Annotated in this window: 13 protein-coding genes; 5 read left to right on the top strand and 8 right to left on the bottom strand. The window is 46.9% G+C overall.

What is annotated here, in order from left to right; all coding sequences use genetic code 11:
• Window positions 1-318: 318 nt before the first annotated feature.
• The 3 genes from AC2VDX_RS24570 to AC2VDX_RS24560 all read right to left on the bottom strand — a co-directional run bounded on the left by AC2VDX_RS24570 (window position 319) and on the right by AC2VDX_RS24560 (window position 8,095).
• Window positions 319-3,003, bottom strand: coding sequence for a CHAT domain-containing protein (locus tag AC2VDX_RS24570; RefSeq protein ID WP_378175416.1), 2,685 nt, complete (start codon window positions 3,001-3,003; stop codon window positions 319-321).
• 123 nt (window positions 3,004-3,126) lie between these two features.
• Window positions 3,127-5,196: a ShlB/FhaC/HecB family hemolysin secretion/activation protein gene (locus AC2VDX_RS24565; protein ID WP_378175413.1), complete on the bottom strand. Its 2,070-nt coding sequence runs from the start codon at window positions 5,194-5,196 to the stop codon at window positions 3,127-3,129.
• Window positions 5,171-8,095, bottom strand: a complete 2,925-nt coding sequence (locus AC2VDX_RS24560; RefSeq protein ID WP_378175410.1) for a two-partner secretion domain-containing protein — start codon at window positions 8,093-8,095, stop codon at window positions 5,171-5,173. The genes AC2VDX_RS24565 and AC2VDX_RS24560 overlap by 26 nt, the downstream gene beginning before the upstream one ends.
• Window positions 8,096-8,417: 322 nt before the next feature.
• Between AC2VDX_RS24560 and cysS the strand changes: the two genes are divergently transcribed.
• The 3 genes from cysS (at window position 8,418) to AC2VDX_RS24545 (ending at window position 12,902) form a co-directional block, all read left to right on the top strand.
• The gene (gene cysS, locus AC2VDX_RS24555) at window positions 8,418-9,896 is read left to right on the top strand and encodes a cysteine--tRNA ligase (protein ID WP_378175407.1); all 1,479 of its coding nucleotides are present in this window, start codon (window positions 8,418-8,420) and stop codon (window positions 9,894-9,896) included.
• A gap of 397 nt (window positions 9,897-10,293) precedes the next feature.
• Window positions 10,294-11,658 (top strand): arsenic transporter, encoded by a 1,365-nt coding sequence (locus tag AC2VDX_RS24550; RefSeq protein WP_378175674.1) that lies wholly within the window; start codon window positions 10,294-10,296, stop codon window positions 11,656-11,658.
• Between the two features lie 425 nt (window positions 11,659-12,083).
• A complete protein-coding gene (locus AC2VDX_RS24545) occupies window positions 12,084-12,902 on the top strand; it encodes a hypothetical protein (protein ID WP_378175404.1) in 819 nt (272 codons plus the stop codon).
• 56 nt (window positions 12,903-12,958) lie between these two features.
• Here AC2VDX_RS24545 and AC2VDX_RS24540 read toward each other — a convergent pair whose 3' ends face one another.
• Entirely contained in the window at window positions 12,959-13,168 is a 210-nt protein-coding gene (locus tag AC2VDX_RS24540) for a hypothetical protein (protein WP_378175401.1), read from the bottom strand.
• Window positions 13,169-13,693: 525 nt separating this feature from the next.
• Window positions 13,694-13,981, bottom strand: coding sequence for a hypothetical protein (locus AC2VDX_RS24535; RefSeq protein WP_378175398.1), 288 nt, complete (start codon window positions 13,979-13,981; stop codon window positions 13,694-13,696).
• Window positions 13,982-14,409: 428 nt separating this feature from the next.
• Between AC2VDX_RS24535 and AC2VDX_RS24530 the strand changes: the two genes are divergently transcribed.
• Window positions 14,410-16,554 (top strand): peptidase domain-containing ABC transporter, encoded by a 2,145-nt coding sequence (locus AC2VDX_RS24530; RefSeq protein WP_378175395.1) that lies wholly within the window; start codon window positions 14,410-14,412, stop codon window positions 16,552-16,554.
• A 13-nt stretch (window positions 16,555-16,567) separates the two neighbouring features.
• On the opposite strand, the gene AC2VDX_RS24525 is transcribed toward AC2VDX_RS24530, so the two are convergent.
• The 3 genes from AC2VDX_RS24525 to AC2VDX_RS24515 all read right to left on the bottom strand — a co-directional run bounded on the left by AC2VDX_RS24525 (window position 16,568) and on the right by AC2VDX_RS24515 (window position 20,415).
• Window positions 16,568-17,299: a choice-of-anchor Y domain-containing protein gene (locus AC2VDX_RS24525; protein ID WP_378175392.1), complete on the bottom strand. Its 732-nt coding sequence runs from the start codon at window positions 17,297-17,299 to the stop codon at window positions 16,568-16,570.
• Window positions 17,300-17,958: 659 nt separating this feature from the next.
• Complete coding sequence (locus AC2VDX_RS24520) at window positions 17,959-18,663, bottom strand: actin-binding WH2 domain-containing protein (protein WP_378175389.1); 705 nt, start codon at window positions 18,661-18,663, stop codon at window positions 17,959-17,961.
• 186 nt (window positions 18,664-18,849) lie between these two features.
• The gene (locus AC2VDX_RS24515) at window positions 18,850-20,415 is read right to left on the bottom strand and encodes an FAD-dependent oxidoreductase (protein WP_378175386.1); all 1,566 of its coding nucleotides are present in this window, start codon (window positions 20,413-20,415) and stop codon (window positions 18,850-18,852) included.
• Between the two features lie 258 nt (window positions 20,416-20,673).
• Here AC2VDX_RS24515 and AC2VDX_RS24510 point away from each other — a divergent pair, with 258 nt between their 5' ends.
• Complete coding sequence (locus tag AC2VDX_RS24510; protein WP_378175383.1) at window positions 20,674-21,117, top strand: retroviral-like aspartic protease family protein; 444 nt, start codon at window positions 20,674-20,676, stop codon at window positions 21,115-21,117.
• The last annotated feature ends 703 nt before the right edge of the window (window positions 21,118-21,820 follow it).

Genomic DNA, 21,820 nt, shown 5'->3' with positions numbered 1-21,820 from the left:
ATGTATAAGCTTTGCGTAAGTCCTGCTTACGCTACATCACATCTAAGAGGGCAACCACAAGGGATTGCCCCGACAAAACGCTATATGTATAAGCTTTGCGTAAGTCCTGCTTACGCTACATCACATCTAAGAGGGCAACCACAAGGGATTGCCCCGACAAAACGCTATATGTATAAGCTTTGCGTAAGTCCTGCTTACGCAACATCACATCTAAGAGGGCGAACCGACAGGTCGGCGCTTCGCTATCGCAAGGGATTGCCCCGACAAAAGGCTATATGTATAAGCTTTGCGTAAGTCCTGTTATTTACAAGTTCTCAATTACAGCCAGTTTCCCACCAAAATGAATGGTGCCCAGTAATAGGGAGACTTATACTTGCTATCCTGCTGCATAAGCCAGAGTTGAGCGCGGCGCAGAGCTTCGGCTTTGCTAACCTTCGTGTCCTTTAACTCCTGATAAAATCGAATCATTGACTTAGCCGTGCTTTCATCATCCACTTGCCATAGTGTTGCCAAGGTACTGCGTGCCCCAGCTTTGACTGCTACACCAGCTAATCCTAGCGCTGCCCGCTCATCCCCAACTGCTGTCTCGCAAGCACTAAGAACTAGTAACTCAATGGCTTTTCTGCTGTCTTCTTCTCTACCTCGCAGAAGTTGGTTGAGCTGGTTAATGTTGAGACGGTCATCCGAAGTGAGAATAAAGGTTTCTTCAGCATTGGAACTGAACTTACCGTGAGTTGCCAGGTGAACAATAGGGTAAGAAACCGAGTTGATTGCCCGTTGAATTGCAGCGGTAGTAAATTCCTCATTGAGGATTAATTTACCGGGTATTTTTAACTGGATTCCTTCTAATTCCTGCTGTACATTGAGTAGTGGCGGAAAATATACGGATTGGGGAGGACTTCCAAGGCTTCGTAAACGAGCTTCAGAGAGTCCAGCCTTAAGGGCAGTGATTTCACCTCGTGCTAAGGGTTTGGTGTCTAGCAGTTTCAGTCCTGGAGTCTGGGCGATCGCGTATTTTTCTACTAAAAACTTCTCGCCATCGTGAAGTACTGCCATCGGCAGATTCAGTAAGGGAGCGTCCAGGACAAAAACGAGAGTTTCAACTCCACTGGCTTTGAGGTCTTCCTCAAAGGGTCGAATTAACCAACCGTATACCTCTTGAGCAAGCACTAAGTACCCCCCGTCTGTGGGTATGAGTGTTGGTTCGGCGCTACGAGTATCATCTCCAGGTATTACAGCATTGGGTTCATTTCCTTTAGGTTGAGCTTCTTGAGGGGTGGCGGGTAATGGTTCGTTTTCATTTGGTGCCGTGCGGGTGGGTTTAACACTCTCAGGAGCGATCGCACTCCGCAGTCGAGTAAAGGTGCCTTGCACTTCAACTCGCGGTTTGGAAATAGTAATGTGTCTCAACTGATTGCCGGGTAGCGTCACAACTACTTCTAAGCTTTCTGGCAAAACAATTGGGTAAATGAGAGCGGCTTTCTGGTCAGTCTCAGCCAGAATCTCATCAACCGATTTGGGTATGGAGGTTATACAATTTTCTCGAAAGAAGTTGACCAGTTCAGCTTGCTGGAGGGATTCAATAGCTGTACGAGCGTTCTTCAAATCTTCGGGATTTTTGGATTGTAACAGCATCCCCGCATACTCTCGATATACAGGTTCGACGCTTTTGCGAAAGGAGAATTGCGCGTCGGGGTTAAGGTTCACCAAGTCACCCCGTAAGTCCTGAAGATTATTGACGGCAACTTTGTAAGAAGCGATCGCTTCCGCTGTTTTTTCTTGTTCTGTAAGGGTTTCTCCTAACTGCCCCGCTGTTTTTCCTTGTTCTCTAAGGATTTGTCCTAACTGCCACTGCCAGCGATAGGAGATGTCTGACGCACCAATGGATTGAGCGATCGCTAACGCCTGCTGGGTATTCTCCTGTGCCTGTTCTAGCTGTCCTAGCTTTTGGCGCAGTTCTCCTAACTGACCGAGGGCGTAAGATTCCGATCTCAGGTCTTTCAGCTTTCTCGCTTGTTCCACAGCAATAGCCAGTTGCTGAGCAATGTCTTGAGGGCTGACATTTGCCTGACTATTTGGTTGCATCACCATGCGTGCCCAGTTAATTCGGGCATGAACGGTGGTACGGGAAAGGGGCAATTGGTCAAGTGTCTGTTGAACTTGGTGCAATAATTCTCGCTCTGGATCGGTGAAAGGTTGTCCGGCGTCTCCAAACACGCTGAGTTGATTGAGTTGGGCTTCAATTCTTTCTGTTGGCGTTGTGGCAGTTTCGGCAGCCTTTTCGTAGTAAGCGATCGCTTCTTCAAAGTACTTTAGGGCAACGCTATTATTAACTTGCTCTTTGGAGGTGTTGCGTCGGTCTTTGGCGATGTTACCTAACATTAGATAAGCGGCGCTTTCATTCTCTTCACGCGCTGGTGAGGGTAAGCTTTCGGCAATCTCCAAACTCTCCTCTATAGCCTTTTGAGCGTCATCCAGATCGCCAATTAAGCGTTGGGTAATTCCCAAGCTACGCAGGGCGATCGCTTTGAGCTGGGGATCGGTCTGGTTCAGATTAGCATTGAGTTGTTCGAGCGTTTCCCAGGCGCGGCGATAAAACCCAGCCTTGCGGAGTGCCTGCGCTTGATTAATCCGACTTTTGATCGCGCCCGTTTTGTCTCTGCCTCGCTCGTAAGTGGTGGCAGCCGCAGAAAAACGTTCTGCGGCGGCTTCTGGCTGTCCGAGGGCGAGATAAACTTGCCCTTGGAGGTTAAGAGTCATGGCTTGCTTGAGAGTCTCTTTGCTGGCTACAAAGGCTCCCTCAGCTTGTTGCAAGCGAGTTAATGCCTCCGGAAACTGCTCTTGTCGATAGAGTTTCTTGGCTTCCTGCACTAGCGCTTCTGGAGCTGTTACATGGGGATTCGTTACTTTTGCAGGAGTTTGGGCGACAACAGGCAGGCTTTTTGCTCCCAATAGCCAAGTTAATCCCTGGATGCAGAGGAAAGAACTAAGAAATAATCCCACAAGAAAGAGTTTTTTGTGGTTCTTTTTGTCTAGAAAAATTGGATTTTTTGCTTGATTCTTCCGAGACTTTTTAAAACCAAATAAATTGAAAATTTGACTTAACATTTTTTAATTTCTATATAGTTAGAAAATGCGGTAAATTAAAGAGAAGTGCAACCCCTTTTCTTGTAAAGTTCTTTCGGTAGAAATAACCTCTACAAGGGGAATACCGTAATCAAGACGAGCGGAAAGGCGATCGCCCATTTGGAACCTCAAACCGAGTCCAGCAGATGCCAGAAAATTGGGTTCGGGATCGGGATCGGGATTCCCCGAACTGTTCCAGGCGAAGCCCAAATCTAAGAAGGGAGCAAGTTGCAAAAGAGCGTTTTGTCGAGGCAGGCGAAGAATTGGCAACCGAAGTTCTGCCGAAGCCGATGCCCCATTGTCGGTTAGCAAGACATTTTGACGGTAGCCTCGGACTGTATCTCGACCGCCAAGACCAAACTGCTCCAATCGCAAAAGAGGATTGGTTGAGAGTTGCAAGTCTCCCCCGACGATTAACAGGGTATCGGGAGCCAAAAGACGTAGCCACTGAACTTGAGTGCGCCAAGCCAGAAAGGTGCTGTCGGGAGCATCTTCGTTGACTGTAGCGCCAAGTATGCCAAGACCGAGACTGAATTGGGAGCGAAGGGCGAAGACTTGCCGGTTGCGGCGCACAATCCAGTCCTGAAAAAAGCGCAGGGCAGTAACGGTGGTACTTCCATCCTCCTCCGCTCCCGGCGAAAGTCTGACCGGAACTTCAAAAACCGTGACTTCACTTCTCTGGTTTGTTATCGATAGTCCGAGGGCGAATTCTTCAGTCAAGTTTCGCCGCAGGGGTTGGCGCAGCGTCAGCGCAAAGAAGCGCGAATCGGCATCAAGATCGATCCGGTCGAAGGGAGGTTCGACTACCTGAGAGAAGGTGAAACTGGTAGCGAAGCTGAGGGTGCCGTTACGAGGATTGATGGGGTAGGTATAGCTGGCATCGAAAGTATTGCTGCCCTCGGTATTGCTGTAGCCAAAGTTTAGACCATCTCCTTGTCCGAATAAGTTGGCTTGAGTAAGTTCCAGTCGGCGCTCAAAGGTGCCGATGTTGGGCGAACGGTTATTATTTAGCGACAGGTCAAGGTGCAAGGTTTTCGCCTCTTCAACCTCTACGATCAGCAAACTCGATCCCGGTTGCGTCCCAGCCGTTAGTTCCGCAGACAAGTTTTTAATTAACGGGTCAAGTTGCAAAAGTTGCAGTGCCTCGATCAGGGCATTCCGATTCAAGGGCTTGCCAGCTTTGAGAGCAATGCGACTGCGAATATAATTAGGGTTGAGTCGCCGCGTGCCCCTTACGTCAATAGATTCTAATCTCCCTTCAATCACCTGGATTTTGACCACACCTTCTGTGTTACGGAAGGTTTGGGGTGGGATGATTGCACCAGAGGTTATGTAGCCCCGTTCTCTGTAGAATTTGGTAATAGCGGAACGCACCTCGTAGATTTCAGCGAATCCTAGGGAACGGTTGGTAAAACCCTTGGTGGCTTCAGCGAGTTCTTCATCGCTGAAGGCTGTATTGCCTTCAAACTCAAATTGCTTAACTGTAATGGTTTCAGGGACTTCACCCGGCTTGGGTTCGGCTGTTGTGGGAGGTGGAGGTGGGGACGGCAGTACTTCTTGTGGGAGGAGAGGGACGACAGGTATCTGCGGTTCTGGCAGAGGTTCCAAGGGGCGTTTGGGAGGTAGATCCGGCGTCAGGGGAGGGATATCTTGTGAAGGGGAAATTGTTGGGATTTGGGCAAGTGGGGAAGAGAGAATTTTAGTGTTTGTTGCGAGCGATCGCCCGTGAGAAATTATCTTGACAGGCACAAGTAGCGTCTCGCGAGACATTTCCTCTGTTTCCACAGGAGTTTCAGTCCATTTCAATGGACTTGAGCTATGAGTCGTGGACTTCAGTCCAAGGCTGGACTCGCTATCTACTGAGAGGGGTGTAAATTCTGAGTTTTCCCAACCCAACCCAACAACCCATCCGTTATCTCCGTTACTAAATCCGCTACTACCTCGCTTCTGCACCAAAGGCAAATCAACTGTCTGCGCTTGACTTGGCGCTACGGTTATGCAACTGGTTAGCGCCAACAACCCCAGTCGCAACAGGGAAGAACCTCTACTGAGGTAACTTTGATAAAGCATTGCAGGTAGATGCAGGTGTCAGTGCTGGATTGTTAGGAGTAACGGTGCCGGTGGAGGAGCGAGCCGTAAAAACGATCGCGCCATTTTTCTCATACACCCAGCCTTGAGCTTCGACCATCTTTGATTGTTCAGAAGCAGCCGGAGCATCTGGGGCAATTTCTGATTGTTCAGAAGCAGCCGGAGCATCTGGGGTAGGACTGGTGGGGTTGGTAGAATTTGGGTCGTCCGTAGTGTTTTCTTCTCCCTCATCAGGGGTTCCCAACTCATTCACCACTGCCTCACCCGGAAAAGCTGCATTGGGGTCGGGAGGCAACCCACCGGGTCCTGTGACAATAAATTGGTTTTTTTGCCTCTCGGCTATGCCAGTCCGAGGAGCGCAGGTTTCAGCTATTAGCGTAGTGGGGTCTACTGGGTTGGCGGGTAGGTTGGATAGCCCTTGAGTCGGGTCAGCATTGAGTGCATTAATGTTTTCCTCACCGTCCCTGCCATACTCAGTACGAGCAGTGATGTCATTAGAGACAATCACATCGGCTCGCTTGTCAATGTCGTAGAGGCGAGCGGCTGTGACATCGATTCTGCCGCCTTTGCCGATGAACGCGGCGGCACTGATATTGTTGTCATTAAACGGAGCAGCAATAATATAGCGGGTTTCGGCGTCAATGTTACCGCCAGTTCCGATTACCGGAGTGGTTACGAGTGTTTGAGTAGCTATGCGACTGCCACGGAGCAACAGCAAGAAGTCTCCTGATGTTAAAACAATACTCCCGCCTTGACCGAATAACGTGGCTGCTGTAATCCTTGCCTCGTTGTTCAAAATAATGTCTTCTTTAGCTGCGATGACGATGCCACCCGCTTCCCCTAGTCCAAAATTATTAACACTCACTGTCGCTCCATCTTTGATGAACAGGGATCTAACGTCGAGAATGATAGCGCCACCAAATTTATCCGTGTTCGTACTTTGTGAACCCGCAGTGCTGAGGATAACGCTGCCAGTGCCTTTGAGTGAAATATCGTCTTTAGTCCTCACAAATACGAGTCCGGCATTCCCCTGTCCAGAAGCCTGAGTACTCAATCCAGCAGGAAGATTAGAAGTGCTAGTGATGGAGAGTGACTCAGCTTGCATCAAAATTGCACCAGCATTACCTGTTGCCTGCTTCCCAACAATACTACCGATGATTCCATTATTAATAGAGACATCATCGCGAGCCGCTACAACTATAGCTCCAGCATTGCCGTCTCCAAAGGTACTGCTATTGAGTACACCGTTTTTTAAGGAAAGCGACCCAGTAGAAATTAAGATTGTGCCAGTGACATCGCCACCCCTGCCCGAAAGAACAGCACCAATATTGCCAGCAAAGGGGCTGCTAGTTCCCCCGCTTTGTTTAGCACCTTCCTTGATGACGGTCTCAATCCTCGCCTCATTTGTCAGAGAGACAGAGTCTGTCGCTTTAATAAATATACTTCCGGCTGTCCCGACTCCAAAAAGGCTGGTATCTATTTTTCCCCGATTACTTAGGGACAGAACTCCAGTGGTGATTTCGATGTTCCCAGCATTACCGCTAGCTCCAAGACCAACTCTGCTAAAAATAGCGCTGGGAAGGAGTTGACCATCCACAAATCCCTCTCCATCAATGGTGATAGTATCGCGGACATCAATTTTTACCCTCCCTGCATTTCCCTGTCCTGCTGGTTGACCATCTTGATTTCCACGAACTAGGGTTTGCAGCTGAGAGCCGCTGAGCAGGGAAAACGAGCCAGCCGTAATACTAACCAATCCACCGTTGCTGTTTGTCGCCCCATTTTCGACATTGCTTTGGATGGTACTATTGGCAAGAGAAACCGAACCATCAACGTCTATGAAGATAGCTCCAGCATTACCACTGCCAAAACTGCTGCTAGCTATCCCAGCATTATTTGATAGAGAAAGTGACCCAGCTTCAATTAGAATGCCGCCGGGACTCCCTTGCCCACCAGGTAATATTTGACTGAAGATTTGGCTGTTATCAAGAGAAACATTATTCCCCCGCAAAATTACAATTCCAGCGTCATCACCCCCTCCGCTAACGATACTGGCAGTAATCCCGGCTTGATTGGTCAATGAAATGTCGGCTCGTGCTACACCATCAGGAAAACGCAAGCCTAAGTTATTGTTGCCAATAATCTCTACTTCTCCTGGTGCTGCTAACCCTCCTAAGTCAACTCGACCACCTGGTGCCTTAATAATTCCGCCATCTAGTCTCACATCGCCGCCCACGAGCAACAAACTACGACCGTCGGGAACTCGCAGACCATCTAAAGTGTTTGAATCGTTGGGAGCTGTGGCTCTAGATTGATTGACTATGGCTCCTGCTGGCGTTTGGTTAAAGAAAAGGGCAGAAGGATTTACCGCCAGCACGGGGTTATTAGGCTCAACGGGTGAGGTCATGGAGAACTCGCCACCGCTAGGAAACCGGATAGCGTTTGCGGTCGTTCCTACAAATGAGCCGCCAATGTCTAATCGGGCATTTGGTCCAAAGATAATCCCACTGGGATTGATCAAGAAGAGATTGGCATTCCCTTGGGCTTTAATTATTCCCTGAATATCCGATGGAGTGCCCCCTGTTACTCGCCCCAAAATATTAAAGATGGTGGGGGCGTTGAGAAACTCAGCCGTCTGCCCACTGGGGATGCTAAAACTGCTAAAGCTGTGGAACAGGTTTGTGCCGCCAACTGTTGTGCCACCTGTAATTACCAAACCGTCGTCAACTTGCGTCCCCAGTGTGCTATCAGGTGTCACCTGAGCGAAAGCGCGATTCTCAGAAAATGCGTCAAGCGAAACTATGCTGAAGGGAATTGCTCCACTCATTGCCCAAGCCACTAGACCGAGTCGTCTGCCCCAACTCCGACTGCTGTTGACCATGTCGTTGGCGTTAATCTTATATGCTATGCACTTAATTTCAGGTGATTGTAACCCTATTTCACTAATAATCCTGTTTTTTATTTAAGATATTTAATTATTTAGATAGATGTAAGATGGAGCAACTTTTCCGCTCGTATTGCTTGCTATAGTACTTTTTCAATGTCACCCGAACTGAGCTAAGGTGAGGCTTGTCCCAGCTTAAGTTGAGTAGCCTGAAGCTGGTTGCTACAAAATGCAATTTTGATTGGCATGACTAGATGGCTTGCCGACCAGGGAATTTAAAATACTTAACAGATGCACTTTATTTTTGTAAGTTTCAGGAATGACCCTAACACTCTACAACACCCTCACTCGTCGCAAGGAACCCTTTGAACCCGTTGAACCCGATAAAGTCGGGATGTACTACTGCGGCGTGACGGTGTATGATTACTGCCACTTGGGTCATGCGAGAGCTTGCATCGTCTGGGATGTGACGCGCCGCTATCTGCAATTTGTCGGCTATAACGTGCGCTATGTGCAGAATTTTACTGATATTGATGACAAAATTCTCAACCGGGCACGGCAAGAAGGTTCGTCGATGGAGGAAGTTGCCGAACGCTACATCCAAGCTTATTTTGAGGATATGGCGCGGCTGAATATCAAAGAAGCGGATGAATATCCGCGTGCCACGCATACGATGAATGGGATTCAGCGGCTGATTCACGAGTTGGAGGAGAAAAATTTTGCCTATCCATCTGCGGGTGATGTTTACTATGCGGTGCGTCAATTTCCGGAGTACGGTAAGCTGTCGGGACGCAAGTTAGAAGATATGCAAGCTGGCGCGAGTAACCGGGTGGAGGTGGAACCGGAAGCGTCCAAGAAAAGAGACCCGTTTGATTTTGCGCTGTGGAAAGCGGCAAAACCGGGGGAACCTGCGTGGGAATCGGCTTGGGGTGCGGGTCGTCCGGGGTGGCACATTGAATGTTCGGCAATGGTGCGCGATCGCTTGGGCGAAACTATAGACATCCACGCTGGCGGTGCTGACTTAATTTTCCCTCACCACGAAAATGAAATTGCCCAGTCGGAGGCGGTGACTGGCAAGCCGTTAGCGAACTACTGGCTGCATAACGGTATGGTGACAGTGAATGGGGAGAAAATGTCCAAGTCTCTGGGCAACTTTATCACCATTCGAGAGTTACTGGATCGACCCGTCGATCCGATGGCGGTGCGATTATTTGTTCTTACAGCACAATATCGTAAGCCGATTGATTTTACCGATGAAGCAATACAAGCCGCTACAAACGGTTGGAATACGCTGAAGGAAGGTCTGTTGTTTGGATATAAGTACGGTTCCCAACTGGGTTGGATGAGAACGTTGACAAACCTCCCAGTTGACGGTTCAGGACATGACAATGCTGTGGAAAGATTTCAGGCAGAAGTGGATGATGACTTGAATTTTCCTGGCGGTTTAACGATATTGTTTGAACTTGCTAAAGAGTTAGGCAAGCAGGGGAATATCTTGGTTCATCAGGGTAAAACCGAGATCCCACCCGAACAATTAGAAGCTTGCTGGCACAATTTAGTTAATTTGTCAAGTGTATTAGGCTTAGAAGTGAGTGCTGATGACATCGCACTACAGGTTGAAACCGCTGCTTCTGGTGATGGTTTAAGCGATGCAGAGATTGAGGCGGTGATTCAGCAGAGACAGGATGCGAGGATTGCGAAAAATTTTACGGAGAGCGATCGCATCCGCAATGAGCTACAAGCTAAAGGAATTACTCTAATTGATAGCCCGGATGGTACGCGATGGCACCGTAACTAAGCCGTCAGCTGTCAGTCAAAAGCTCCGCCCTGAAATAAATTAGGCGGCTCATCGCTAAAGTTAGCTAAAGCTCAACTGGATATTGATTTCAACCTGTTGAAAGCGTTTTTTCGGGTTCAATTCCCCGGCGGTTGCCCTTACTATGTGGTGATATTTGCGTAAGTCCTGATTTAACGGTTCAGTCAGTGCTATAGCAATCTTATTTGATTTGTGAAATATTTTTTTTAACGAACCGCAGAGGACGCCAAGGACGCAGAGAAAAGAAATAGAGAGTTTTACAAATCAGTTAGGAATTCTATAGATCGCTGCTCAGTTGAAAAGACTGAGTTTGTACAGTCAAAATCTAAAATTCAAAATCGTAGTTTCTAGTAGGCGGAGGCGAAGAGTTTTGATCAGCATAGCGGCAACTGCCTACGCTGCAGCAGGAGCGATCGCCTTGACGGGGTTTTCAGCAGGAGCGATCGCTATCTTCTTTCTCACCCTCACCCTCGTCATCTGGCAGCCGCGAGGACTGGGTATCGGCTTCAGCGCTGGAGGAGGAGCATTGCTCGCCCTGGCAACCGGCGTCGTCAGCTGGGAAAACGTCCCGGAAGTTTGGGATATCGTGTGGAATGCTACCTTCACCCTAGTAGCCCTGATCGTGATTTCCCTAATTCTGGATGAAGCCGGATTCTTTCAATGGCTGGCACTTCATATCGCCCAGTGGGGAAAGGGGAAAGGCTGGTTACTCTTTTCCCTGATTGTCTTATTGGGAGCCGCTGTCACCGCCGTATTTACCAACGATGGCACCGCTTTGATTTGGACGCCAACCGTGATGGAAATGCTGCTCTTCCTCGATTTTGGCCCCAATGCCGCCCTAGCGTTTATCATGGCAACCGGCTTCATTGCCGACGCCACCAGCCTGCCCCTAACCGTCAGCAATCTGGTAAACATCATTTCTGCCGACTATTTTCAGATTTCCTTTTTGCGCTACGCCTTGGTGATGGTGCCGGTGAACTTCGTAGCAATTTTCAGCAGTTTAGCCGTCCTCTACTTTTACTTTAATCAGCAAATTCCCTCCAGCTATAGCTTTGAGCGACTGCCAACGCCGTCTAGCGCCATTCGCGATCCCCTGGTTTTTCGGTGCAGTTTTATCGTCCTCTTGTTGCTACTAGGCGGATACTTCCTCGCGCAACCTCTAGGTTTACCCGTTTCCTCGATCGCCGGTTTAGGGGCATTTGCCCTGCTAGCGCTGGCTGGGCGCTGGTTCCAACCATCTGTCCAGCCAGTCATTAACCTTCGCAAAATTCTGCGGGAGGCACCCTGGCAAGTCGTTGTCTTTAGCTTGGGAATGTATCTGGTTGTTTTTGGCTTGCGGAATGCGGGGTTAACGACTTACCTCAGCGCCAGCTTAGAAAATCTCTCTGGCTGGGGAATCACCCTTGCCACGATGGGTACTGGCTTTTTGGCAACTCTGCTATCTTCAGTGATGAACAATTTGCCCAGCGTACTGATTCACGCTTTGGCAATCCAAGGCACCAGCGGTACTGAGGCAAATATCCGAGAAGCGATGGTTTATGCCAACGTCATTGGCTGCGACTTGGGGGCGAAAATTACGCCCATCGGGAGTTTATCAACGCTACTCTGGTTGCACATTCTAGCGAGGAAGAAACTTTATATTAGCTGGGGGCAGTATGTTCGCATGAGTCTCGTCCTGACTTTGCCAGTGCTGTTTCTAACGCTTTTGAGTTTAGCAATTTGGCTACCTTGGCTGATTGCTTGATTAGTAGATTCAGCAAAAGCCTACCAAATGGGATCTACACAAGAGGTGATTGCTCTATTTTGGTACTATACAGCATTGTCCAATGTGAGATTTTAGGGCAGCGATCGCAACACTTCCATTGTGGAGACTTTACAGCAGTTCTTACAGCGATCGCTATGAAATATACGCTGCGTCGGCTCAGTGGAGTTTGCTCACTCTGTACCTAATTAGAGAGACTAACTTAATATTAGTACAACTCTTTAGATAGACGAGCTAAAAAAGTAATAGAGTTAGGGTTTTAATAGAGAGCTTCAAGAAATATGTCTTTAAACTTCTAACTGACGTAACTGATTGAAGGTCATTTTTTTTACAACCAACATTTGTTCGGTTTTGGCAAGAAAGCTGCCAAGGTCAGTATTTTTTAGCCTAAAATTCAGGATATTCCCATGAGTACGCAAAATCAGAAACATTCGATTAAAAAGCTTGTTAGTTTGATGAGTGTTGCTAGCGCTAGTGTTTTCCTCAGTTTTCCAGCATTAGCCCTCATCAATTCCAACTCTAATGTGAGAAACCAACAATTATTAGCCCAGAGTACTCCAGGGGGTACACAAACAAATCCATCTGGTACTGGTACGGGTATTAACCAACAAACTCCCGCTGGTACTGGTACTGGTACTAACCAACAAACTCCCGCCGGTACTGGTACTGGGCAACCTAACTATGAGGTAATTAGCCCAGGAGTTGTGCAACAAAATCCGGCGGGAACTGGCACAATTCAGCAGAATCCGGCGGGAACTGGTACAACCCAGCAGAATCCGGCAGGTACGGGGACAACCCAGCAGAATCCGGCAGGTACGGGGACAACTCAGCAAAATCCGGCAGGAACTGGTACAACTCAGCAGAATCCAGCAGGTACGGGTACTGGGCAACAAAATCCGGCAGGTACGGGTACAACTCAACAAAATCCGGCAGGTACGGGTACAACTCAGCAGAATCCGGCAGGAACTGGTACAACCCAGCAGAATCCGGCGGGAACTGGTACAACTCAGCAAAATCCGGCTGGTACTACTCCTGGGGCTACGCAACGGAGTGGTCGGCAGGGGACTTATACTCAATACATGAAACTTGGGTACGCTGCAACCCAACAAAGGGACTACCAAACTGCTTTGATTAACTTTAGAAGGGCGCTGAATGCACGTCCTGGGGATTCGTATGCGGTACGAGCGATTAGTAACGTAGAAGGCTATCTTCAACGCAGTCGTTAGTCAAGTCTTCGGTAACGATCGGCAATCAGGGAGTAGCGATCGCTACTCTCTGATTTTTAGACCGCTTCTGCCTGACGCGCGATCGCTTCATACCATTTTATAATTGGAAGCTCAGCCGGTGCTGTCACTTCCTCATAAACACTTCGGCACAATTCTAGGAAAGATGGATAGCACTTGCGACGCCAATCAGTAGCGAGTTCCGGTAGAGATGCTTCTTTGAGATTTCCTAGGGCATACTTGCGTGCAAAGCCATGTTGGATGGGCACGACTGTCCCATGGTGAGCTTTTTTACTGACTATCCAACTTTCCAACTTTTAAAACAGCCTCTCAAGAAGAGCGCATTTATGCGAAGTCTTTCACGGAGATACTCCCAGTGGAAGACTTCGCAAATTGTAAGCGCACCAGCTTACTCAATGCGTAATTCCTAGAGTGATTATTTACTGCAAACAAACAGATAAGCCCCTAGTTTGAACAGGGGCTTGATGAATGACTTATATAAGTGATGATGCTTAAAGTACAAATAGCAACATCAAAAAGTACGAAGCAAGCTAATTTTGCCTAAAAAGGAAGTGGTTCAATGTTTCGGGAACCGACAAAAACCTTTATAAGCTCGTAGAGGTCACTGAGTAACTTTGCAGACCTGAATTTAAAGTCTGCAAAGTTACTTAGTGCCAGAAGGCTATCTAAGTCTGCGTTCTGGGCAAGCGCGTATGTTCATGTTCCATTACTACCAGAACTCCTACTTTCAAGTCCGGGAACATATAAGATTAATGGATTACTGGAATCCTTACCTATACATTGCCCGCAGTCTTACTCAATCCTCCGTTTAGAGCCTGAAGACCAGACTCTGCTCCATTACCAACCTTAATTAAGTAGTTCCCAGCATTCACCGCTGTGGTTCCTAGTAATATAACAGCGCCTGATGTAGGTCGGCCTCCATTACCAAGAGCTGAATTAGTATCAGTAACAGTACCTACCGCATCCCCAACAATGCCACCACCTGTGACTGCCGCTGAATCTGCATCATTCAATTCTTCAAAAAGGTTTGATTGGAAACCAGCAGTTTTGATGTTAGACATAAACCCTCTATACGTGTAAAAAACGATTGCCTACTGAGTGTAGTTTATACTTGTGATTTTAAATAAAAAACCCCTATAGAAGGTTGACAACTTTCAGTAGACCGAAAACTTCTGGGATCGCTCTGGGCCGTGACCTCACTAGCTTGTTATTGAGTCATGGCTCTCTTAACGCTGTCGAATTGAAGATGTTGTTATTGACAGGGTATCGTTATGAGAGCTTTTTTACTTTTCAGACATCCTCTTAAGTAATTCGTGAAATCCTCTTCTTTCTCTTCCTTGGCGTCTTTGGCGTCCTTGGCGGTTCGTTAAAAAAATCTTACAAATCAAATAGAGAAACGCGATTAACCGTTCATTTAACGATTAGATTCCCCCTATAGTGTGTTAGTCACCGAACCGCATCAATCCTGACACTATGGCATGAATTAAGCATGAAGTACCACCATGTATTACAACACAGCCAAGAAGACTGCGGAGCGGCTTGTCTTGCAGCGATCGCTAAACATCACGGAAGGACTTTTACGCTCAACCGCATCCGTGAAGCCGTAGGCACTGGGCAGCTGGGAACCACATTGCTAGGACTCAGACGGGGCGCAGAAGCACTCGGTTTTAATGCCAGAGCGGTGAAAGCTTCACCAGAGATTCTTGACAAATTGAAGCAAGCACCCCTGCCAGCCGTCATTCACTGGAAGGGCTACCACTGGGTTGTTTTATACGGGCAACAAGGCAGAAAATATGCGATCGCCGATCCCGCTGTCGGCATCCGTTACCTCTCCAAAAACGAGCTAGCGGCAGGCTGGACAAATGGCATCATGCTGTTACTAGAGCCAGACTCCGTCCGCTTTTTTGCCCAAATCGATGAAAAAGTTGGCGGTTTTGGGCGTTTCTTTAAACCCGTCTGGGCTTACCGAGGGATTCTGGCTGAGGCATTTGTCATTAACCTTGTCTTGGGGTTGCTTTCCCTCACGTCCCCCTTTCTCATCCAAATCCTCACTGATGATGTGTTGGTTCGGGGGGATACCCAGCTACTGACGGGTGTGGTAACTGCCGTTATGGTGATGAACGTTGTATCCAGTAGCCTCAGACTGGTGCAATCTAACCTAATCGCCCACTTTTCTCAACGGCTCCAATTAGGGTTAGTTTTAGAATTTGGCAGAGCAATTTTGCGTTTGCCGCTTTCCTATTATGAAGCTCGTCGCAGTGGCGAAATTGTCAGCCGCTTGCGAGATATTCAAGAAATTAATCAGTTAGTTTCCCAAGTGGTTGTTAGTTTGCCGAGTCAGCTATTTATTGCCATAGTTTCTTTTAGTTTCATGTTTTTCTACAGCATGAAACTGACAATCGTTGCTTTGTGCATTGCTGTTGTTATGACAATTTCTACAATTATTTTCCTGCCGACACTGCAACAAAAAACTCGCAGCTTATTAGTCTTAGAAGCAGAAAATCAAGGAATTTTAGTTGAAACTTTTAAAGGGGCACTGACTCTCAAAACCACTACATCTGCGCCGCAATTTTGGGAAGAATTTCAGAGTCGCTTCGGTCGCCTTGCCAACATCACCTTCCGCACGATTCAGATTGTCATTATCAACAGTACCTTTTCTGGATTAGTTTCTAGTATCGGTAGCGTCGTTTTACTTTGGTTTGGCAGTAGCTTGGTGATTAACAAAGAATTAACCATTGGGCAACTGTTAGCCTTTAACGGCATGAATGGAAATTTTCTAGCATTTATTGGGGCGGTAGTAGGATTTGTCGATGAACTGACTCGCGTTCAAACTGCCACCCAGCGCCTTACGGAAGTAATCGACTCTACACCAGAAAATCCAGTCGATGACAAAAGACCCTTTGCTAAAATTACGGGAGATGCAGATATTATTTGCACCAATCTTAACTTTCACCACGCTGGCAGAATTGACCTTTTAGAAGATTTTTCTCTAACAATTCCTGGAGGGAAAGTTATAGCACTCATTGGTAAATCCGGCTGCGGTAAAAGCACCCTAGCAAAATTGCTCGCTGGGTTATATTCACCGCATTCTGGAAATCTCCGCATTGGCATCTATAATCTGCAAGATTTATCACTTGATTGCTTGCGCCAACAGGTGATTCTCGTTCCCCAAGAGCCTCACTTTTGGAGTCGCTCAATTGTGGAAAACTTCCGCTTAGGTTCTCCTCACGTTGCATTTGAGCAGATTGTGAAAGCTTGCCAGATTGCGGGTGCAGACGAATTTATCAGCAAGCTACCCGACAAATATCAAACCGTTTTGGGTGAATTCGGGGCAAATATTTCTGGCGGACAGCGGCAACGATTGGCAATCGCCAGAGCGATTGTCAACGAGCCGCCAGTGCTGATTTTAGATGAATCCACGGGGGGACTCGACCCGGTGAGCGAAGCGCAAGTTTTAGAGCAGTTGCTGTCTTACCGCCAAGGCAGAACCACAATTTTAATTAGCCACCGCCCCAGAGTGATTAATCGAGCTGATTGGATTGTTTTTCTGGAGCAAGGTCACTTAAAATTGCAAGGTTCTCTGGAGGATTTACAAGCCCAAACTGGCGATCATTTGGACTTTTTGATTCCCTGAAATGAAACTGTGCTTAGTTTCCATAGCCAGTGGTGAGGTTAACATTGCTGGCAGGGGATGCAGAAACACTTTTTATGGTAACGTTTGCCGTGGCGGATGCCGTGTTGTCGCCAAAGAAAATCAGGTTGGAAGTTGTGTAAGGGTTGGGATATCCGGGAGGCGGTATAAATCCGGTATATTGACGCAGTTCGCCTTGCAAAATGGGAAAGGTAGAACCGTTGATAAACAGTTGATACTGGTTGTCTTTCACATACAAGACATAGTTATTCATGGTTTTTTGGACGTTGAAAGTCACTTTCTCGCCTTGAGTAAAACCAACGTTTTGCGCCCAGACGCTATTTTGCCAGAAACCCAATTCCAGTCCATAGGGTTGCGTTTCACCAAAGACGCCATCGCTGATCACAATCAGGCTGAAGCCTGCACGATTGTTGTTGAGGTGAGTTTCTGAACTAATCTTGACGCTGAAGCTGATGCTATATCCAGTACTGCGGTTAAGCAGCACTGGCGATACTTTGAAGTAGCCTGCCTGATTAGTGCTATTACCCGTATTCAAAACAGTGCCTTCACTGGTAGACGTTGCCGTAGGCGCAGGAGATTTAAAAGCATTTTCTTGATACTGCCATCCCTGTTGATCGGGCGTTTGATTTGGCTTCGATACGCCGTCGTACAGAGGAACGGCGTTAGCAGAATTGGCTCCCATCAGTAAGGTAAAGCCAACGGTAAGGACGGCTAGAGCTTTTTTCATAGGGTTGTTTCCTTTGATGACGATCTCGTAAGTAAAAAGCCGATGTTTATAATTTTTTTTGAGGGTTGGTCTAGCATGACGCAGGTTGTTTTTGAGCTTTAATGCCAAAATTGGCTCAGGGGATTTTGGATCGCACTTAAGGCAGAAGACAGAAAAAATTAGTGGTTGCGGGATTTTCAATGGCGATCGCTCGCTGTTTCTCTTACCCACCACTTCTAAAAATGTTCATCGCTTGACAAACCTGCAACATCTTACGGGGCGAGACAAAGCTTATAAAAACTTTATAAATGTCAGTGTTCTCTGCCCACACTCAAATACCCAAATTCAACGTACCCTAGGTTAGCCACTGTAAGGAGTAGATTTCACCGCTGACCTGAGGATATTACTATCAGTATTATCACTGATGAAATAATCCTTTATCCTAAATTCATAATTTAGGGACTTTAAATGAAGTTTCCATGAATTAATCGCAATCCCGCAAGCGATCGCTTCATTTTCTGATATTAATCGCGAACAGTAATCAGTTTTTAATATTATCTAGCCAAAATTATTTTACTAAAAACAGTAACAATTGACAACAGAGATTACACTTGTCAAGTGTCTATCGATATATATTTTAAATAAAACCAAAAGTAGTGGAGTGCTACTTGAGTGGGGTTTCAATTAAAACCTAGAAGTTCTCCAATTGCTTTGAAAATACTCAGATAAAAATTACCTTCCATCGCTCGAAACAATACAAATTCTCCGGAAGTTCCGAAAAATGGTCTGAGTGTCCAACCTAATTGACAGCCAACTAAAGCATAAAGAATCAACCAAAATTTCAAAATACTGGTGCGGGTTTCTTGTCCAGCTTCGTTATCTTGTACAGACATAAATTGCATCCCCTGATACAGGAAACTGACGCCAGTGAATCCTGTTAAGGCAAAGATAGCCACATTTAACAACACAAAGAATTGGTAATTGCGAGCGGTAATTAGAAAAAATAGCGCTACGGGTGCCAAGCTAAATTGTAGAACGCTAATCACGGTGACAGAGGTCAGAAGCATGGCGAAATATTGTCCAATACTTCTACTTGAGCCAAAAATAATGCTGAAAAAATATAAAGTGGGCAAGCAAAGGATGAGCGTCATTAAGTAGAAGCAGGGCAGTTTAAAAGCAGAGGACAATGCTTGTAAAAGGCTATGAGATGAACCGATAATCGCGCCATAGACGGCAAAAAATAGGGAACTACAAACGAGCAGAGAGATGATTTTACTGGGAAGTCTGACGCCTTGACGAATTTCTTCCATAAATCCCTGGCGATCGCGCAGCAGCCCCATTAAGACTGTAAAGTAGTGGGTGGCTGGAAATTCTCGTTTAATCATGGTGTTATCTCCGCACTCAGAGCCAAAAGACGTTTAATAATAAACTTGGGATGATCTACAGTCTTTAACCTAGCTTTTTCGAGTTTAGCCGGAAATATTTAGATATTGGGTTGTTCGCAGTCCTGAAAAACGCGATCCTACCAATGCCACAGATGCTTTCAAGCTGCTAGCATACCGCTCAACGATCTACATAAGCCTTACATCCTTCAGGCTACTGCGATCGCTTCCGGAGCCATATTTCCAAGCTTGGAGGAAGCGATCGCAGTAGTATCGAGGTAGTGGCGGCAATGTCTTTATCCACGGTTTCAGGGCTGTTGCTAAAGGGTATAAAGCGGTGTAAACTCCCAAGTTTAGGTAGTGAACCATCCAATCTAGCAGCATCGGGATTCCCACTTGGGGAATAATTCCAGCCACTAATCCGGGGTGAGTAAAGGCTGTTTTCAACAGGGTTTTTGATAAGGCGGGAAACTGGACGACATCTTGTAAAAATGGGCGTAATACCTCGTCTCCCAGCTGTTCCATCGCTTGAAATACGCTCTTAAGCAACTGGTTGATTTGATTTGGGTCAACTTTTTGCTCGATTCCCACACCCATTGTTCTTTGAAATAGCCAGGTTACGGCAATATTCGGCTGATAAGGTTGCAAAAGTGCCAAAGCATTCTTGTCGAGAGCATCTATTTGTAAAGCCTCGTGAATGCCTTCTGTTAACCGTTTCAGGTGCCGCACCATCGCCCCAAACCCGCCAAAACTGACGGGAGATTGGTTGCCACTGCTATCTCCTACGGGCAGAATGCGACTCCAAGGCATCTTTAATGAGTGGCGATAAGAGGGAAAGAAGCCAAACAGCGCCCGTTGAAATTGCAACTGGGACACTTCCACACCTTGATATTCTGGCAACAGGCGCAAGTATTCTTCAAAGAAAAATTCCAAACTGGGGCGACTTTTGTCAGCATCCAGATAAGTAAATAAATAGGTAGTTCTGCCATCTCGTGCGGGGAAAGCTTCCCAAAAGTATTGGCATTGATTTTGAATAGATGTGAAAGTTGCGATGAGATCGCCGGTTTCGTTGCGAGGAAAGCCTTTAGCGCAACTACCCACGACTAAGCAAACGCCCTCTGGTTTTTCTCCTTGTCGAGCTTGTTGGATAATGGGTGAGAAATGTCCCATTGCATCGATCAACAACCGTGTTTTCAAGCCGCCTGATGCTTCCACTCTGACGCCATCTGGATGAACAACTGCCCCTTCAAAGGGGGTATTTTCCAACAACTGTCCGCCAGCGGCAAGAAATTTTGATTTGAGAGTGTCTAGCAGAAAAACGGGATCGACGCCGATATTCAGGACATCGCGCACCCAAATATCAGAACCCCCTAAAAAGCTGACGCGGGCGGGATTATATTGGGTAGCGATCGCTTGTTCTAATTCTGCTTCAGTAAGCAGATTCAGCTCCAAAAATACCTCTAACTCTTGGCGGGAGATATTCCACTCTTGATCTCTACCGCGCAATATCCCTCTTTCAATTAAGGCAACTCGCCACCCCAACTGAGCTAAAGCAGCACCGATTAAAATTCCCAAAGTGCCGCCGCAGATTACCGCATCCCAGTCTACGCTTCCCAGAGGTTCTTGGCTTTCTTTCACCACCATCGGAATCGGTGTGGTGTCTTCCTTGATGGCTTGCCAAAGGCTATCGGTTTTACGAAGTCCGAAGAGAGGATTTCCAGGTAGCTGAGATAGAATCTGTTTGGTTAGGCTCATGGATGTTTGCAATCATATGCTCCCAATTTAATCGTATGGTATGAACCGCGTTAGCGTTGCGCTCTGTTCGCTTTAGACACGTTAGCGTTCGCGTAGCGGCGTGGATGCGCGAGAGCGAACAGAGCGTTCGCTATAGGACAAGGGAAGAAGAGGGGAAGGTGGGCGAACTGACTCTTTGGAGCGCTTCGCTATCGCGCACTCAAAAATCTTTTGTCACTGGTTCTGTTAGCCTAGATTGAAATGGGTAGGGGTACCATTATGCAGTCAATTATTAATCAAGATTTAATGGGCAAAATTACTACAACCTTGCTAGTCACGAATCGGTTAGATCAAGGTTTAACTGAACGGGGTTATATTACCGCAGATGAGGTGCGATCGCTTGTAGTGAAAAATGTGCTGGTGGATACTGGCGCTACTACTTTGTGTCTGCCACAGGATATTATTGCCCAACTTGGTTTAACACTTCTTAAAGAAGTGCCTGTAGCAACTGCAACTGGGATTGGTAGGGCACGCATTTTTGAAGATGCCAAAATATCTTTAATGGGACGGGAAGGAACTTTTGAATGTTTGGAATTGCCAGGAGGGGCAGATCCCTTGCTGGGAGTAATTCCACTTGAGGCGTTGGGAATTGAATTGGATTTACAAAATCAACAGATGATCCTCTTGCCCATGAGTCCGACGGCAAGTTATTTAAGAATTTAGTTAGGGAAAAAAGGGAAAGCGATGCTGCTAGCGCAGCGGCTTCGCTACGCACTGATGACAGACAGATGAGACGGGATGCGATCGCAAAGGTGTTTACACTAACAACTCTTCATACGCTGTTTGAGTAGAATATCTTTCGACAGATGACAAAAAGCGCGATCGCTATTCTGTCACAGCAGATTTTCAAGCCTTGATTACCGCTTCCTCCATCGCTGATGATGTCGGAGGAAGGTTCTTTTGCTTCAGTGGTTAACCAATGGACAGTAGGGCGTCAGCCAGTTTGTTGACTTCGGGAGCATCCCGATGCGTGCAAATATACGTCCACAGGCTCTGTTGCCTCAATGCTCCATAGACTATGCCTACCTTCGCAGGCTTATCATATAGTCATATAGCCTGCTCCCGGCAGGCTTCGTTTGTATAACCGCGAATGCGAGTCGTCCGGCGTTTTTACTACGCAAACAAAGCCGACTGCGTTATTACAACCAACGGTGACAAATGCTAATCTCCCAAAAGTGGGAGGAAAAGGTGTTTTGATTTACGTAAGTTTTAAGCACGGCACAAGTTTCCAAGGCTTCAAAGTTTTTGGCTCTTCATTACTTGGTATGCTAAAAAGTTGATTCCAAAACTTGAAAGGCTTACCTAGCAAGGTATAACGATTTTGGACTGTATTTTCTATTTAATAAACGCTAAATTGGCTTAAATT

The organism is Coleofasciculus sp. H7-1, assembly GCF_057473865.1.
Note: the sequence above shows the minus strand (reverse complement) of the source record. Positions and strands in the feature narration are given on the sequence as shown.

What these genes read in the sequence shown, in the direction of transcription:
- AC2VDX_RS24520 (WP_378175389.1), bottom strand. Translation starts at nt 18,663, where the DNA reads ATGATTAAACGAGAATTTCCAGCCACCCACTACTTTACAGTCTTAATG.
- AC2VDX_RS24565 (WP_378175413.1), bottom strand. Translation starts at nt 5,196, where the DNA reads ATGCTTTATCAAAGTTACCTCAGTAGAGGTTCTTCCCTGTTGCGACTG.
- AC2VDX_RS24525 (WP_378175392.1), bottom strand. Translation starts at nt 17,299, where the DNA reads ATGAAAAAAGCTCTAGCCGTCCTTACCGTTGGCTTTACCTTACTGATG.
- AC2VDX_RS24560 (WP_378175410.1), bottom strand. Translation starts at nt 8,095, where the DNA reads ATGGTCAACAGCAGTCGGAGTTGGGGCAGACGACTCGGTCTAGTGGCT.
- cysS (WP_378175407.1), top strand. Translation starts at nt 8,418, where the DNA reads ATGACCCTAACACTCTACAACACCCTCACTCGTCGCAAGGAACCCTTT.
- AC2VDX_RS24545 (WP_378175404.1), top strand. Translation starts at nt 12,084, where the DNA reads ATGAGTACGCAAAATCAGAAACATTCGATTAAAAAGCTTGTTAGTTTG.
- AC2VDX_RS24510 (WP_378175383.1), top strand. Translation starts at nt 20,674, where the DNA reads ATGCAGTCAATTATTAATCAAGATTTAATGGGCAAAATTACTACAACC.
- AC2VDX_RS24515 (WP_378175386.1), bottom strand. Translation starts at nt 20,415, where the DNA reads ATGAGCCTAACCAAACAGATTCTATCTCAGCTACCTGGAAATCCTCTC.
- AC2VDX_RS24535 (WP_378175398.1), bottom strand. Translation starts at nt 13,981, where the DNA reads ATGTCTAACATCAAAACTGCTGGTTTCCAATCAAACCTTTTTGAAGAA.
- AC2VDX_RS24530 (WP_378175395.1), top strand. Translation starts at nt 14,410, where the DNA reads ATGAAGTACCACCATGTATTACAACACAGCCAAGAAGACTGCGGAGCG.